The sequence below is a fragment of the Pseudomonas sp. MWU12-3088 genome, assembly GCF_023242405.1.
GTDB classification, from domain to species: Bacteria; Pseudomonadota; Gammaproteobacteria; order Pseudomonadales; family Pseudomonadaceae; genus Aquipseudomonas; species Aquipseudomonas kribbensis.
In genome coordinates, this window is sequence record NZ_JALJEA010000001.1 from 92,248 (window position 1) to 107,837 (window position 15,590).

Genomic DNA, 15,590 nt, shown 5'->3' on the forward strand with positions numbered 1-15,590 from the left:
ACAAATGTTCTAAACGTATTGGCATGAAGCGCGGTAATTTAGCCGTTGTACCCATTTCTCCGGAGCCTTTGCGTGGACAAACGCAACTGGATCGACCTGTCCCAGGATGCCGACACCGGCATCGAGTCGATCCGCGCCCATTTCCAGGGCCATGCCTACGATCCGCACTGGCATGACAGTTTTCTGGTGGGCGTCACCGAGCAAGGGGTTCAGCAGTTCGATTGCCGGCGCGTGCGGCATTTCAGTACGCCGGGCAAGATCTTCATGCTGGAGCCGGGGGAAATCCACGACGGGCACGCGCCCACCGAGGAAGGCTTTACCTACTCTATGCTCTATCTCGATCCGCATTGGCTGGAGCGCGAGTTGCTGGCGCTGTTCGAGCAGGCGCCGGACAACAGTCAGCTCGGATTCGCCGACACCCTGAGCCAGGACCCGCGACTGGCCACTTCCATCAATCAAGCCTTTCAGGCCCTGCATCACGGCGACTTGCGTATCGTCCGGCAGAGCGCGGTCGACCACTTGCTGGGGGCTTTGACGTCCCACCTCGACTGGCGCAAGCGTCAGGCGTTCGATCCACGCTTGCCGCGCGTGGCGCAGGTGGCGCGGGATTATCTGCATGCCCATGCCTTCGAAGACATCGGGCTGGATGATCTGGCCCGGGCCTGCGGGGTGGATCGCTTTCGTCTGACCCGGGCCTTTAAGTCGGCCTTCGGGCTGGCGCCCCACGGTTACTTGATCCAGTTGCGGCTGGCTCGGGCCCGGCAATTGCTGGCACGAGGCGAAACGCCCGCGGACGTCGCCAGTGCACTGGGGTTTGCCGATCAAAGCCATCTCGGCCGCTGGTTTCGCCGCGCCTATCACCTCACGCCGGCGGACTACCGCAAGCGCTGCTCAAACCTCCCAGACTGAGGCTTGCACAACGTGGGAATTCGTGAGGGAACCGTGGGCGATTTGTGGGAAGCTATGAGCGAAGCTCGCTTGCCTGGTGACGGACATCAGGGAGTTCCATGGATAAAACGCCCCGAACCCTTTCAAAGTCGTATGAGGTTCATAGGGGGGCAGTGAGGTTGTTGCAGTGAGTCAGTTGATCAGTGAAATCAGAACGATGTGTGAATTCGATGATGGCCTGCTCTTTGAGAGTTTTCGCCGCTGGGACGGGACCTCTACCAGCTTCGAAGATACAAAAAGAAATTTGCTCTATGCGCTAGAGCACGTAGTTGTAGGTTTTGAGCAATATCTGGTTCTTGAAAATGGCGTTGAAGTACGCCTTCCAGTCCATGAGGCCGCCTATATTCTTGAAGACAGAACCGGGGTCTTGGTGGTTTTTAATGAGAAGCCTTCAAAATTCAGTACACCTGAATTTCCCTGGTTCTTTAACTGCCCCAATAACGCGGCGATCTACAACGCTGACGGCTCTTTACGTTTTCAACTGGAAAGCACTCAAGGCATAGGAAGCTATATTGGAATAGTGCACCACACGGCGACGCCCGAGAACCCGAACGCGTTAGGTGTTTTGGTAGGTACATTGGGGCATGATCCGGAATGGCTTAATCTGGTTGATCCTGATAATCCGAAATTGATATCTACGGGAAAGTGGATTCGATATTAGTTGTGAGAGCGTCTGAGAATCATCCTGTTTACAAAGGTGTATTAATGGCTGCTTACGATTTGTACGGTGTCAAAAACCTGAGTGTTTCAGCAGCCAGGTTGAAAGTTGAGGAAAGTCTCAACCTTTCCCTTGATAGACGCGAAAGCACCTATCACGGCGGTGAGTATTATTTCTTTGGTAATAGAGAGTCAGAGCACCTCACGCTGAAAAACAATATTGACCCTTTCGACGGCGAAGTGGTGGAAGAGGAATTTCCCGAATATCCGGTTTTGTTATATGTAGACAGCACCGGGCGTGCGGAAGAGATCGCAGAGAGATTGGCGGAGGAGTTTCTCCTGCTCAGGCGCGAGCTGTTGGATTAGGGGCTTTTTCGCGCCGCAGACTCCCGCAATGACTGCTCAAACCTTCCAGACTGAACTGCACACAACCGCGACCATGGCTCTCTGTTCTGATCCGGAGTCCATGCCATGGAATCGTTGTTGCCCTTTCTGCTGTTTTCCTTCGTCGCCTCGATCACCCCGGGGCCGACCAATATTCTGGTGATGAGTCACAGTTCACGGCGCGGGATGGTGGCTACGTTGCCGATCATCTTCGGCGCCTGCGTGTCGGCGGCACTGGTGGTGCTGGTGGTCGGGCTCGGCGTGGGTGAAACGCTGCTGCGCTATCCCCGGGTGCAGCAGGCGATGGCCTGGGCCGGGGTGCTGTGGCTGAGCTGGCTGGCGTGGCAGATCTTTCGCAGCACGCCGCCGTCCCTTGACCCGGCAACGGCGGGTGAAGAAGGGATCGGCGTTTATGGCGCCGCCGGCCTGCAACTGATCAATCCCAAAGTGTGGATGATGGCGGTGGCGGTGGTGAGCGTGTTTGGCGGAAACGGCGATGAACAGATGCGGATGCTGTTGCTGGCCTTTGTGTTTCTGCTGGTCTGCCTGCCGTGCATGACGGCGTGGGCGGCGCTGGGCGTGGGTAGTGCACGGTTCTTTGGATCGCCAAGGGCATTCAGGCGCATGAATGCCGGGCTGGCGTTTTTGTTGTTACTGTCGGCGTGGTTGACGGTGTTGGTGTGATCGTCGCGCTTGGTCATTTAAATTTGAAATACACGACGTTGCCCTCCAGAATCGCGCCCCGATCCGGCCAGTGGTGCCGGACGCTCGACGTAAAAGGGGTTGCGGTTGAACGAACAGACATTGTCCATGCGCCTGGAGCGTGTCGCTGCGCACGTACCCGCCGGTGCGCGCCTGGCCGATATCGGCTCGGATCACGGCTACCTGCCGGTGGCGTTGATGCGCCGTGGTGCAATCGAGGCTGCGGTGGCGGGGGAGATGGCGTTGACGCCGTTTCGCTCGGCCGAGCGCGCTGTGCGCGAGAACGATCTGCAGCAGCAGATCACCGTGCGTCTGGCCAATGGCTTGATGGCCGTGGAACCGGCCGACGGGATCGACGCGATTACGATGTGCGGTATGGGCGGCGAGACTATCCGCGACATCCTCGAAGCCGGCAAGTCGCGCCTGAGCGGCCGCGAACGCCTGATCCTGCAACCCAACGGCGGCGAGCAACCGCTGCGCCAATGGCTGATGGACAACGGCTACCGGATCCTCTGCGAAGAAGTCTTGCGGGAAAATCGCTTCGACTACGAAATCATCGTCGCCGAACGCGACGGCCCGGTGACGTACACCGCCGAAGAACTGTACTTCGGGCCGCTGCAATTGCAGGCGCGTAGCCCGGCGTTTGTCAGCAAGTGGCAGCACCGGTTGCGGCTCAAACAACAGACCCTGAACCAGTTCGGGCGTGTGCGGCATACAGTGTGTGAAGAGAAAGTGCAGGATCTGGCGAGGCAGGTGCAGTGGATCACCGAAGTGCTCGCTTGAACCTGACTCACGGCTGATATCATTCAACAACTTTCAAGCAGGGCAAGACACCATGAATCGCCAAAAGAAACTGCAACAACTCTTCAAGGAAAAATCCAGAAAGGCCAACGCCAAACTGGCGCCGAAAAGCAACAAGCCCAAGTACATCAGCAAGGCGGATCGCTTGAAGATGGCAGTTGAAACCAGCCAGGAGCCGAGTCTTTCCACTGAAGAGTGATGCAGGTTCCATAACCCGCATCGTTTTGGTTTTGTCTGCAAGCCGTCACTATGGCGGAGGGCTGCCGGCCTTTTTACCGACAAAGCCCATTTCAATCGGCGTCTTTATGTAAAACACCGAGATGTCTTCCTCCTCCAGCCGTTTGAACAGTCGTTCGGTCTCTTCCTCGGTAATCGCCATGCGAATCTCGGTCGGCTGATCCGCCAACTCGAAAAAATGCGAGGAATGCAGCCGGCCCGTATGGCCAAAACCCTCGATGCCGGTGGAAAGGGTCGCGCCGCGCAGGCCCATTTCCTTTGCCAGATCAACAAGCCAGTCACCGAGTATCTTTCCTTGATGGCGGCGGTTTTGTTGAGTGAAGAAAATCACCAGAAAACCTTTCATTTCGGTCTCCTTAACGCGTGCCAATCAATTGATAGGACAACAGCCCCGCCGCAGTCATTGCGAGCGAGCCGACGACGTGTACCGAAATCGAGCCGAGTGCCCAGAGCAACCTGCCTTCCTGAATCAGGGCAACGGTTTCGGCCGAGAATGTAGAAAAAGTCGTCAGGCCACCGCAGAAGCCGGTGATGATCAGCAGCCGCCACTCGGGGCTCAGCGAAGGGGAGGCGGCAAGGAATGCGATGGCCAGGCCGATGATGTAGCCGCCAACCATATTGGCGACCACGGTGCCCGGAGGAATCGCAGGAAACAGCGCGTTGAGCTTCATGCCCAGAAGCCAACGCAACCAGGCGCCCAGTGAAGCACCCACGGCAATGACCAGCAGTGATTTCAGCATGTCGGGCCCACCTCTTCAGGCTGTTGCGGCCAAACAGGTTGCGGTGGGGAATAGCAAAATACAGCGGATTGAATATCGGGAATCATGATCCTGTCCTGGAGTGGGGGGACAGGGGAGCAGACACACCTACGCACCCTGTCCAGGGTTCACGTAGGCATCATCAGCACGAAGGCGGTTTGAGGAGGAATGCCATCTCCTGGAAAATATCCTATAGCCTCAGCACAAAAGGGGACATATCTATTTTCAGAAAATAAATCTGTCCCCTTTTGTGTGTTAGTGCTTCCTTTAGTGCTTTTGTGCGCGCTATTCCAACTCGAGGGTCTTGATGACGGCTTCGCCTTCGGTGCCGCCCGGCCAGCAAAGATCGACGGTGATCGAATCACTGTTCTTCACATGGAAAATCGCGAAATTCTTGTCTTCCGAATGGCTGAACAGGTGCTCGAACTGGACATTGTCATTACCACTGAGCGTACCGGATTTGGCTATTCCGGCAGAGACAGCCTGCCCGGCGGGCATTCGCGAAATGGCACTCGAGGTGATCTGGTAAACGTTGGCCTGGCGATAGATTTTGTGTTGCAACCTGAAGGCGGCAGCACAATGAACATCGCCGCTCAAGAACACCAACGTTCGGCCTTCAGCATCGAAGGCGGCAAATATTTTTTCCAGCAGAAGGTTTCTTTCAACATGGTTGGAGGGATGATCCCATTCATCCATGAAGTCGTCCTTGAGGCTGTTAATCAAGGACCCCGCCGTCAATACGATGGATCGCCAGTGAACGACTGGAACGGAACTCACCACAAACACGATTTTTGATTTTTTGACGGGCGGCGTATCCAGCCAGCCTAGAAAGCGTGCAACCTGATCATCTCCAAGCAGTCTGTTCTGGGCTCTTTCAACATCATGATGCCCGCGCAGGTCGAGCACGTAGAATGGGGTTGTCCCCTTTATGAAGTTATAGTCCCAGATGCATTTTTCGGGTGTTTTCAATAACGACCTTACAATGTTTGTGGGAGGGTTGTGACTGTGGCCATATTCAAAATAGGCTGTTCTTGCTGCATTCCACATCGAGTCTATAAGTTGCTGGTCAATGTCGGGGTCGTCTTTCTTGAAGTACCTTGAAAGAATTTCCAGACGCTCCTTGTTGGTTCGCGATCCCCAGCCATCCATGATTTCATGGTCATCCCAAATCATGTATTGAGGCGTTTTCGAAAAGATCTCCTGCATCTGAGGGAAATTCCAGTACACACGGTAATACCAGCGGTAGAGGCTCAGAAGGTAAGCATCAAGGCCCGCAGTGAGCAGTTTTCCGTCTTTTGTAAAAGCCGCGATCAGATCGTCCTTGTTGTTCTGCAGCCATTCCCAGATGTCCGGAAAGTATTTGTTTTCCTGGCAGTCCACATAGACCTGATCGCCACCGCCAATGACGAATCTGATTTTCGCGTTGTTGGCTCTGCTGAGAAACAAGGGCCAAGCACCATTGCTGTTATTGGCGTTGAACGGGTCATGGCAGCTATAGAATCCGAAGCTGAAGTCGGGCATGGATTGCGCCATGGTGGTAAAGGAGTAGACCTTTTGATATCCGATTTCTGTTCTGCGCCACATACTTTTGGACGTTGGCTTCTGACTCATCAAGTAATAGTAGTAGGTGGTGTTCGGCTTCAGATTGGCAATGTCGAAAGTATTGGTCAGGTCCGAGTCTTCACTGAACTTGTACGACAGTATGTTTTTGGGGTCGCATCCCTGACCTTTTAGAAACAGCTCAATGGTTTTGCCATCTAGCGTGAACAGGTCTCCGACCAACGCCTTTTCGGACCAGACCAGCGTCCATTCTCCCGCCATATAGACGCGAATCCAGATTCGGGCGCTGTCAGTGTTCACGTGCCCGACGATGCTGGCAGTGCCAAGTTTATTCACGTCGTATTCGTTGTTCCGCGGATCGACCAAGGCCATGACTTTCTCCATTTTCACTTGGGTTGTCAGGGGAACTGGAGTTCTGATCGAACACGGCCAACAGCAAACTTCTGACGAATCCCCATGAGGTGAACGAAGTGACTATAGATGGTATCGGGCCATTGGGCTGACGGGCGTCAACTGCCCGGCTGCGGTGGCTTCGCCAACTCAATCCCCGCCGCCCCCAGCCGCTTGAGTATCTCGAACAACAGATCACTCTTGGTCTTGCCGACAATCCTCGGGCTGTCGACGTAACCGGTCACGGTCAGCGTGATGCCATCGGGTGACAGTTTGCTGAATCGCACGAACGGCGCCGGTTTGCCGAGGATGGTTTCGTGCTCTTTGTAGGTGTCGAGCAGCAGGCCTTTGACCTGTTCGGGGTCGATGTCCAGCGGGAACATCAGCTCCAGCGTCGCCACGCCTTGGGCGCTGCCGCCGAGGGTGACGTTGCGCAGGTTCTGCGAGATCAATTGCGAGTTGGGCACGATCACGATGGAGCGGTCGCTGAGCTGGATCTCGGTGGCGCGCACGTTGATCCGGCGGATGTCACCCTCGACGCCGCTGATGCTGATGAGGTCGCCCACTTTGACCGGGCGTTCGGTGAGCAGGATCAGCCCCGAGACGAAGTTCTTCACGATTTCCTGCAGGCCGAAACCGATCCCCACCGACAGCGCACTGACGATCCACGCCAGGTTGGTCCACTGCACGCCCAGCGACGACAGCGTCAGCAGAATCACTACCGCGTAGCCGATGTTGGAAAACAGCGTGCTGAGGGAGGCGCACATGCCGGGGTCCATGTCGGTCTTGGGCAGGAACTCGTTGTCGAGCCAGCGGCGCAGAGCACGGATCAGGTAAATACCGATCAGCAGGGCGAGTATGGCGTTGAGCAAATGCCCGGGAACGATGTTCAGTTTGCGCAGGCCGGCACCGCCGAGAATGGTGCCGATGCTGTTGGCCAATTGACCCAGCGTGGTGCCGATGCCGCCCACGAACAGCGTGATCACTGCCAGCAGCAGCAACGCCGCCCGACCCACGCCGGCCAGCAGGGTCGAGGCCTGTTCGAGGCGCCGGTCGCCGACGCCCAGCAGTTGTTTCAAGGCCTTGCCGCTGGAATGGCGGGGCGAGAAGACGTATTCGCAGCTGTCCTTGAGCAACTGCATCAGCAGATAGAAACCGGACAGCACGATAAACGCCCACACCAGTTCATAAGTGATGAACCGCGCCAGCGATACGTAGCCTGTCAGCAACGCACCGAGGGAAATGACCATCGCCAGCGTGGTCACGGTGTAAATCACCCCGGCCAGGGTGTTGCCCGTCACCTGCGCATCTCCGGCCGCCGCCAGCGCCTTGCGCACCTTGCCGACGCGCATCAGCAGCACGGTGACGATGGCCAATACCACCAGCGCGATGACGCCGCGGCCGGTGATCACGATCTGGCTGCTCATGCCGGACGAATTGCCGACCTGCACTGCCGTGACCAGCACCAGCAGCGTCGCGGCAAGGATCCTGGCGAAAGGCTTGAGCGTCAGGGCCACCGGTTCGGCAATCGCCGGCAACCGCCACGATGGGTGCTCGGTGGACAGCAAGGCGCGGCTCAGGCTGGTGATCATCACGCAGGCGTACACGACTTTCTGGAATTCGTCGGAGAACGTCGCCAGCATCGGCGGCAGCGGCACATGCCGGGTGCAGGCGTAATACAGCAGTTCCAGGGCTATCGCGGTGGTCGCCAGTGTCGCCAGCGCCGAGGCGAAAGCCAGCGAGCTGCGGCGCAAGCGGCCTTCGGGCATGCGATGGATACACACCCATGCCAGCCAACGGTCGGCGAGACGTCGGCCCAGGGTCCAGACCATGAAAGACAACACCACCAGCACGCTGGTGTAGAACCGTTGCGCCGGTTGCCAGGCCTCGGTGCCGGTTTCCTTGATCTGGTCGACGAACATCTGCAGGCGTTGGCGATCGGCAGGATCGGGATCGATCATCGGCGACCAGAAATCAGGGCTGAGCACGCTGTCGGTACGCAGGGTGAGTTCGCTTTCCAGCAACGTGCGGCGAATGCCGGCGATCTGGGTGATCAGATCGGTGGCGTTCTGCTTGAGCGTGGCCAGATTCTTCAGCGCGGTATCGACCTTGTTCTTCTGCTCGATCAGCGCCGCTCGTTGTGCGGCGATATCGGCCTGTTCGGCGGCCACCGTTTCCGTCGGTGCCGCGCCCAGTACGCCCAGTTGTACGGTCAGTTGTGCCTGCTGCGGCAACAGCGAAGCCGACAGCCGATCAATGTCGAGAATGAACGTCTGCACCCGATCCTGCGGGCCTTCGAGCTGGTTGTAATTGTTGGCGGACGAGATCTGCTGCTTGAGGCCATCGAGGCGTTGTTGCAGGGCTTGCAGATCATTTTGGGTGACGCCGGGGAGGGGCGCACCGGTTTCGGCCGCTCCCGGTAAATCGGCCGCCGACACTATGGCCAACCCCGGACCGAGCAGGATCAGGGCGACGAACATCAATGACTTCAATGCGTTGCGCATGGGACTGGCGATTCCGGTTGAACACACAATCAATGAGGTTAGGTGATCGTTCGAGCGCTGCATGATTTTCCGTTGCTAATCCTGGCTTAATGCTTATCCGCTGATATCGCCGGCATCCGATTGTGAATCCCGTTTCTCGCAACTAGACTTCCGGCCATGAAACGCTACCTGCGGTTTTGTCTCGTCTTCCTGATCAGCCTGGCGCTTCCCCTCAGCGGGATGGCGGGCGTGCAGGCACCGACAGAACCCTGCCCGATGCAAGCCATGGGCATGGCGATGATGGATGGCATGGGCATGGATTGCTGCAAGGACATGAAAAGCCCCAGCGATCACGGCGCGCCTTGCAAGCCGGGCCAGGAGTGCAAGACCGGCGGCCTGCTGCAAGTGGCGATCCTCAAGCCGCCTGTCACCGTGTTCAGCCCCGTGACGCATTCTTTCTTCAGTGATTCCCTGCCCGTAGCGACCCCGTCCGGGGTCTGGCGACCGCCCCGCGTCTGATTCCTGTCTCCCTTGAAAACTCATTCCGCCCCGGCGGAGTGGATTGGCTGTGCGCGCGTTTTACGCCGCGCACAGCGGACGATCACAGGAATCGTAAACATGACATTCAAGTGCACAGGTTGGCCCTTCGCGGCCGGCCTCGCGGCAAGCGTGCTCGCGTGGCCGGGTTTCGCCGCCGCGCTGACACTCGATGAAGCGTTGCGGCTGGCGGAAACCAACGCACCGTCGCTGAACGCTCAAGATGCAAAAATTCAGGCCGCCAGCAGCGCCGCCATCCCGGCGGGGGAGTTGCCCGATCCGAAACTGGTGCTGGGCGTGCAGAACTATCCCGTGGGCGGGCCGGACCGCTACAGCCTCGACAAGGACTTCATGACCATGCAAATGGTCGGCTGGCGCCAGGAGATGCCCAATGGCGACAAGCGCAAGGCGCGCATCGAAGTCGCCGAGGCTGGCGTCGAGCGCGCGGCGGCGGAACGTCGCGTCGAACGTCTGAAAGTCCGTCAGGCCACCGCGCTGGCGTGGATCGGCAGCTATTCGGTGGAGCGCAAACAGGCGCTGCTTCAAGACTTCTACAAGGAAAACCGCCTGCTGAGCGATACCGTGCGGGCGCAGATTGCCGGTGGCCGGGCGCAACCTGCCGACGCCGTGACGCCGAAACAGGAAGCCGCCCGACTGGCGGAGCAAGAAGACAACCTGACGCTGGAACGCACCCAAGCCCGGGCGGCGCTCAAACGCTGGATCGGCACCGCCGCCAACGACAAGCCCGAAGGCAACCTGCCGCAATGGTCGGTCGAGCCCGCCACCTTCAATCATCAACTGCAACACCATCCCGAACTGGCCGCGTTTGCGCCCATGGCCCGCGAAGCGCAGGCGAAGGTGCAGGAAGCCGTGTCCGAGAAAAAGTCCGACTGGAGCTGGGAAGTGGATTATCAGCACCGTGGCCGCGAATTCGGCGACATGGTCAGCGTGCAGTTTTCCTGGGATCTGCCGCTGTTTCCCGAATCGCGGCAGAACCCGAAGATCGCCGCCCGCCAGGCCGAACTCAGCCAGATCGAAGCGGAACGCGAAGCCCTGTCCCGGGAGCACACCGAACAACTGGAAAACGAGCTGGCCGACTACGCGCGCCTCGACCGGGCGGTGCTGCGCAACCAGCAAAGCCTGGTGCCGCTGGCCAAAGAGAAGGTCGAGCTGAGCCTTGCCAGCTACCGCGCCGGCAAGGGCGATCTGAACGCGGTGGTCAGCGCCCGCCGTGAACTCATCGAGGCACGCCTCAAACAGATCGACGTGGAAGAACAGCGCGCACTGACTGCTGCGCGTCTGCATTTCGCTTACGGGGAGAGCAGCCTGTGAACCTACCAAAACACAACAGCTTCTGGCTGGCCGGCCTCGCCCTTGCAGTGGGTGTCGCTGCGGGCTACGGCGTGGCTTATCAGCGCATGCCTGGCGCAACCGGTGCGGCAGCGGAGCAGGGTGCCGAACCCAAGGCCCTGTACTGGTACGACCCGATGTACCCGCAACAGAAGTTCGACAAGCCGGGCAAGTCGCCCTTCATGGACATGCAACTGGTGCCGCGATACGCCAGCGAAGGCGCAGGCAATGCGACGGTCAGTATCGACCCGGGCCTGACCCAGAATCTGGGCTTGCGCACGGCAACGGTTGCGCGCGGACGGTTTTCCTCCAGCCTCGACGTGACCGGTGTGCTGGCCTTCAACGAGCGCGATGTGGCGGTGATCCAGACCCGCACCAGCGGTTTTGTCGAACGGGTCTACGCCCGGGCACCGGGGGACGTACTGGCGGCGGGGGCGCCGTTGGCGGACATTCTCGTACCCGAGTGGGCGGCAGCGCAGACCGAATTTCTGGCCCTCAAGCGTAGCGGTGACCGCGAACTGATCGCAGCGGCGCGCCAGCGTTTGCAACTGACCGGCATGCCATCGAGCCTGATTGCCCAGGTGGAACGCAGCGGCAAGGTTCAGCCGAACCTCACCGTCACCAGCCCGGTGGGCGGCGTGGTACAGGAACTCAACGTGCGCACCGGTATGACCGTGGCGAGCGGCGAGACGCTGGCGCGGGTCAACGGGTTGGGCAGTGTCTGGCTCGCCGTGGCGGTGCCGGAGGCACAGACCGGTTCCATCACCGAAGGGCAATCCATCGAAGCACGGCTGCCGGCGTTTCCCGGCTCCGTGTTCAACGGCAAGGTCAGCGCAATCCTGCCGGACACCAACCCGGACAGTCGCACCCTGCGCGTGCGGGTCGAACTGGCCAACACCGAGGGTCGCTTGCGTCCGGGGATGACCGCTCAGGTCCGGCTGAACCGCTCGACCGGGCAGGACAGCCTGTGGGTGCCGAGCGAAGCGGTGATCCGCACCGGCAAGCGGGCCTTGGTCATGCTGGCCGAGGACGCGGGGCACTATCGCCCGGTGGAGGTGCGGCTCGGCGAGGAGAGCGACGGCAAAACGGTGATCCTCCAAGGCCTGGAAGAAGGGCAGAAGGTCGTGACTTCCGGCCAGTTCCTGCTCGATTCCGAGGCCAGTCTGAAGGGCATCGTCGCTGCGCCACTTGAGACGGACGACCAAGCCTCGGGGAGCCAGCCATGATCGCCGCGCTGATTCGCTGGTCCGTGGCCAACCGCTTTCTGGTGTTGCTGGCGACGCTGTTCGTCACCGGTTGGGGTGTGTGGTCGGTGCAGAGCACGCCGATCGATGCACTGCCGGACTTGTCCGATGTGCAGGTGATCATCCGCACGCCGTACCCCGGACAGGCGCCGCAGATCGTCGAGAACCAGGTGACCTATCCGCTGACCACCACCATGCTCTCGGTGCCGGGTGCGAAAACCGTGCGCGGCTATTCGTTTTTCGGTGACAGCTTTGTGTACGTGCTGTTCGAGGACGGCACCGATCAGTATTGGGCGCGCTCGCGGGTGCTGGAGTACCTGAGCCAGATCCAGAGTCGTCTGCCGGCCAGTGCCAAACCGGCATTGGGCCCGGATGCCACCGGGGTTGGCTGGATCTATCAGTACGCGCTGGTGGATCGCAGCGGCCAGCACGATCTGGCGCAGTTGCGCGCGTTGCAGGACTGGTTCCTCAAGTTCGAGCTCAAGACCCTGCCCAACGTCGCCGAAGTCGCCACCCTCGGCGGTATGGTCAAGCAGTATCAGGTGCAGCCCGATCCGGTAAAACTGGCCAGTCTCGGCATCACCCTGGCGCAAGTGCGTGAAGCCATCGGCAAGGCCAATCAGGAAACCGGCGGTGCGGTGCTGGAAATGGCCGAAACCGAGTTCATTGTGCGCGCGTCCGGCTACCTGAAAACCCTCGATGACTTCCGCGCGATCCCGCTCAAACTCGGTGCTGGCGGGGTGCCGGTAACGCTCGGCGATGTCGCAACGATCCAGACCGGACCGGACATGCGCCGGGGCATCACCGAACTGGACGGCCAGGGCGAGACCGTCGGCGGCGTGGTGGTCCTGCGCAGTGGCAAGAACGCCCGGGAGACCATCGCGGCGGTCAAGGCCAAACTCGAGGACATGAAAAGCAGCCTGCCGCCCGGCGTGGAGATCGTCACCACCTACGATCGCAGCAAACTCATCGACCGCGCCGTGGACAACCTCAGCCACAAACTGCTCGAGGAGTTCATCGTTGTGGCGCTGGTGTGCGGGATCTTTCTCTGGCACTTGCGCTCGTCGCTGGTGGCGATCATCTCGTTGCCGGTGGGTGTGCTGATTGCGTTCATCGTCATGCGTCATCAGGGGCTGAACGCCAACATCATGTCGCTGGGCGGGATTGCCATTGCCATCGGAGCGATGGTCGATGCGGCCGTGGTGATGATCGAGAACGCGCACAAGAAAATCGAGGCGTGGCACGCCGCCAATCCGGGGCAGGAACTCAAGGGCGAACGTCACTGGCAGGTGATGACCGACGCGGCGGCGGAGGTCGGGCCGGCGCTGTTTTTCTGCCTGTTGATCATCACGCTGTCGTTCATTCCGGTGTTTACCTTGCAGGCTCAGGAAGGACGACTGTTCGGCCCGTTGGCGTTTACCAAGACCTACGCCATGGCGGCGGCAGCGGGGTTGTCGGTGACGCTGGTGCCGGTGCTGATGGGTTACTGGATTCGCGGGCGTATCCCGGATGAACGCCACAATCCGCTCAACCGTTGGCTGATCCGGATCTACCAGCCCGCGCTGGATGCGGTGTTGCGCCGACCGAAGTTCACCCTGCTGGTGGCGCTGCTGGTGTTCGTCAGTGCGGCGTGGCCGGTTTCGCGGCTCGGTGGTGAGTTTCTGCCGCCGCTGGATGAGGGCGATCTGCTGTACATGCCGTCGGCCTTGCCGGGTTTGTCAGCGCAAAAAGCCGCGCAATTGCTGCAGCAGACGGATCGGCTGATCAAGACCGTGCCCGAGGTCGAGCATGTGTTCGGCAAGGCCGGCCGTGCCGAAACCGCCACTGACCCGGCGCCGCTGGAGATGTTCGAAACCACCATCCAGTTCAAGCCCCACGAACAATGGCGCCCGGGCATGACCCCGGAAAAACTCGTGGAAGAACTGGATCGCGTGGTGAAGGTGCCGGGCCTGACCAACATCTGGATTCCGCCGATCCGCAACCGCATCGACATGCTCGCCACCGGGATCAAAAGTCCCATCGGCGTGAAGGTCGCCGGCAACGATCTGGCCCAGATCGATGCGGTGACCCAGGCCGTCGAGCGTGTGGCCAAAGACGTGCCCGGAGTCAGTTCGGCGCTGGCCGAGCGACTCACCGGTGGCCGCTACATCGACGTCGATATCGATCGCAATGCCGCCGGCCGCTACGGGCTGAACATCAGTGATGTGCAGTCCATCGTCGCGGGGGCCATCGGCGGCGAAACCGTCGGAGAAACCATCGAGGGGCTGGCACGGTTCCCGATCAACATCCGTTACCCGCGAGAGTGGCGCGATTCACCCGGTGCCCTGGAGCAACTGCCGATCTACACGCCTTCGGGCAGTCAGGTCACCCTCGGCATGCTGGCGAAAATCCGGGTCACGGACGGCCCGCCGATGCTCAAGAGCGAAAATGCCCGACCGTCCGGCTGGGTGTACATCGATGTGCGCGGGCGGGACATCGCTTCAGTCGTGGCTGATTTGCGCCGCGCGGTCAGCGAACAGGTGAAATTGCAGCCGGGCATGAGCCTGAGTTACTCGGGGCAATTCGAGTTTCTCGAACGGGCCAACGCTCGCCTGAAACTCGTGGTGCCAGCCACGCTGCTGATCATCTTCGTGCTGCTCTACCTGACCTTCGCCCGTTTCGACGAAGCGCTGCTGATCATGGCCACGTTGCCGTTCGCCCTGAGTGGCGGTGCGTGGTTTCTCTACCTGCTGGGCTACAACCTGTCGGTGGCCACCGGCGTCGGGTTCATTGCACTGGCCGGGGTTTCCGCCGAGTTCGGCGTGATCATGCTGCTCTACCTGAAAAACGCCTGGGCCGAGCGCGAAGACGGCGGCGACCGCACCGAGCGCGGGCTGGTCGCGGCGATTCGTGAAGGCGCCGTGCAGCGCGTACGCCCCAAAGCCATGACCGTGGCCGTGATTATCGCCGGCCTGTTGCCGATCCTGCTGGGCAGCGGCACCGGCAGCGAAGTCATGAGCCGTATCGCCGCGCCCATGGTCGGCGGCATGGTCACGGCGCCCTTGTTATCCCTGTTCGTCATCCCGGCGGCGTATCGACTGATGCGCCGTCGTCACTTGTCCGTTGAAACCCTCCAAACTGAAGGAAAAACCTCATGAAACTGATCCCGATCTCTGTTGCCGGCACGCTGGTTGCGTTCGCTTTTACTGTGCAGGCAGAAGACATGCCCGGCATGAAGATGGACGACATGCAGGGCATGCAGATGCAGGCCGATTTGCAACAGAAACCTGCCGCGAATGCCGAGGGCACGATCAAGGCCATTGATGCCGTGAAGCACACCGTGACCATCGCACATGGCGCTGTAGCGTCATTGCAGTGGCCGCCGATGACCATGGGCTTCGCCGCGACTCAGGAACAACTGGCCGGGTTGGCGGTGGGCGACCGGGTGAAGTTTTCGTTCCGGATGGAGGGCAGCAAAGCGACGCTGGTTTCAATCAGTAAGTAAGCGTGTGACGTAAAAAAGCCGGCGCGAATCATCGCGCCGGCTTTTATTCGGGTTT

General features: G+C 59.9%; 15 protein-coding genes and 1 riboswitch. Of the genes, 11 read left to right on the forward strand and 4 right to left on the reverse strand.

Annotated elements, in window-relative coordinates; all coding sequences use genetic code 11:
• Positions 1-72: 72 nt before the first annotated feature.
• The 6 genes from M5B98_RS00475 (at position 73) to M5B98_RS00500 (ending at position 3,691) form a co-directional block, all read left to right on the forward strand.
• On the forward strand, positions 73-909 hold the full coding sequence (locus M5B98_RS00475; RefSeq protein ID WP_248741385.1) for an AraC family transcriptional regulator: 837 nt from the start codon (positions 73-75) through the stop codon (positions 907-909).
• A gap of 166 nt (positions 910-1,075) precedes the next feature.
• A complete protein-coding gene (locus M5B98_RS00480; protein WP_248741386.1) occupies positions 1,076-1,609 on the forward strand; it encodes a hypothetical protein in 534 nt (177 codons plus the stop codon).
• Between the two features lie 44 nt (positions 1,610-1,653).
• On the forward strand, positions 1,654-1,971 hold the full coding sequence (locus tag M5B98_RS00485) for a hypothetical protein (protein WP_248741387.1): 318 nt from the start codon (positions 1,654-1,656) through the stop codon (positions 1,969-1,971).
• A 105-nt stretch (positions 1,972-2,076) separates the two neighbouring features.
• Positions 2,077-2,673: a LysE family translocator gene (locus tag M5B98_RS00490; protein ID WP_248741388.1), complete on the forward strand. Its 597-nt coding sequence runs from the start codon at positions 2,077-2,079 to the stop codon at positions 2,671-2,673.
• 105 nt (positions 2,674-2,778) lie between these two features.
• On the forward strand, positions 2,779-3,474 hold the full coding sequence (locus M5B98_RS00495; RefSeq protein ID WP_248741389.1) for a tRNA (adenine(22)-N(1))-methyltransferase: 696 nt from the start codon (positions 2,779-2,781) through the stop codon (positions 3,472-3,474).
• A 52-nt stretch (positions 3,475-3,526) separates the two neighbouring features.
• Positions 3,527-3,691: a DUF2986 domain-containing protein gene (locus M5B98_RS00500; RefSeq protein ID WP_248741390.1), complete on the forward strand. Its 165-nt coding sequence runs from the start codon at positions 3,527-3,529 to the stop codon at positions 3,689-3,691.
• A 48-nt stretch (positions 3,692-3,739) separates the two neighbouring features.
• Here M5B98_RS00500 and M5B98_RS00505 read toward each other — a convergent pair whose 3' ends face one another.
• The 4 genes from M5B98_RS00505 to M5B98_RS00520 form a co-directional block, all read right to left on the reverse strand.
• A complete protein-coding gene (locus M5B98_RS00505) occupies positions 3,740-4,075 on the reverse strand; it encodes a DUF190 domain-containing protein (RefSeq protein WP_248741391.1) in 336 nt (111 codons plus the stop codon).
• A 10-nt stretch (positions 4,076-4,085) separates the two neighbouring features.
• Positions 4,086-4,469 (reverse strand): fluoride efflux transporter CrcB, encoded by a 384-nt coding sequence (gene crcB, locus M5B98_RS00510; RefSeq protein ID WP_248741392.1) that lies wholly within the window; start codon positions 4,467-4,469, stop codon positions 4,086-4,088.
• 144 nt (positions 4,470-4,613) lie between these two features.
• Positions 4,614-4,675, reverse strand: a riboswitch (Fluoride riboswitch).
• A gap of 97 nt (positions 4,676-4,772) precedes the next feature.
• On the reverse strand, positions 4,773-6,419 hold the full coding sequence (locus tag M5B98_RS00515) for an alkaline phosphatase D family protein (RefSeq protein WP_248741393.1): 1,647 nt from the start codon (positions 6,417-6,419) through the stop codon (positions 4,773-4,775).
• A gap of 137 nt (positions 6,420-6,556) precedes the next feature.
• Positions 6,557-8,941, reverse strand: a complete 2,385-nt coding sequence (locus M5B98_RS00520) for a DUF3772 domain-containing protein (protein WP_248741394.1) — start codon at positions 8,939-8,941, stop codon at positions 6,557-6,559.
• A 156-nt stretch (positions 8,942-9,097) separates the two neighbouring features.
• Here M5B98_RS00520 and M5B98_RS00525 point away from each other — a divergent pair, with 156 nt between their 5' ends.
• From M5B98_RS00525 to M5B98_RS00545, 5 genes are all read left to right on the forward strand, one after another.
• The gene (locus tag M5B98_RS00525) at positions 9,098-9,439 is read left to right on the forward strand and encodes a hypothetical protein (protein ID WP_248741395.1); all 342 of its coding nucleotides are present in this window, start codon (positions 9,098-9,100) and stop codon (positions 9,437-9,439) included.
• Positions 9,440-9,538: 99 nt separating this feature from the next.
• Positions 9,539-10,789 carry a TolC family protein gene (locus M5B98_RS00530; RefSeq protein ID WP_248741396.1) on the forward strand — a complete coding sequence of 417 codons (1,251 nt, stop codon included), beginning with the start codon at positions 9,539-9,541 and terminating at the stop codon, positions 10,787-10,789.
• Positions 10,786-12,033 carry an efflux RND transporter periplasmic adaptor subunit gene (locus tag M5B98_RS00535; protein ID WP_248741397.1) on the forward strand — a complete coding sequence of 416 codons (1,248 nt, stop codon included), beginning with the start codon at positions 10,786-10,788 and terminating at the stop codon, positions 12,031-12,033. The genes M5B98_RS00530 and M5B98_RS00535 overlap by 4 nt, the downstream gene beginning before the upstream one ends.
• Positions 12,030-15,188: an efflux RND transporter permease subunit gene (locus tag M5B98_RS00540; RefSeq protein ID WP_248741398.1), complete on the forward strand. Its 3,159-nt coding sequence runs from the start codon at positions 12,030-12,032 to the stop codon at positions 15,186-15,188. The genes M5B98_RS00535 and M5B98_RS00540 overlap by 4 nt, the downstream gene beginning before the upstream one ends.
• Positions 15,185-15,535 (forward strand): copper-binding protein, encoded by a 351-nt coding sequence (locus tag M5B98_RS00545; protein ID WP_248741399.1) that lies wholly within the window; start codon positions 15,185-15,187, stop codon positions 15,533-15,535. Before M5B98_RS00540 ends, M5B98_RS00545 begins: the two co-directional genes overlap by 4 nt.
• Positions 15,536-15,590 lie beyond the last annotated feature (55 nt).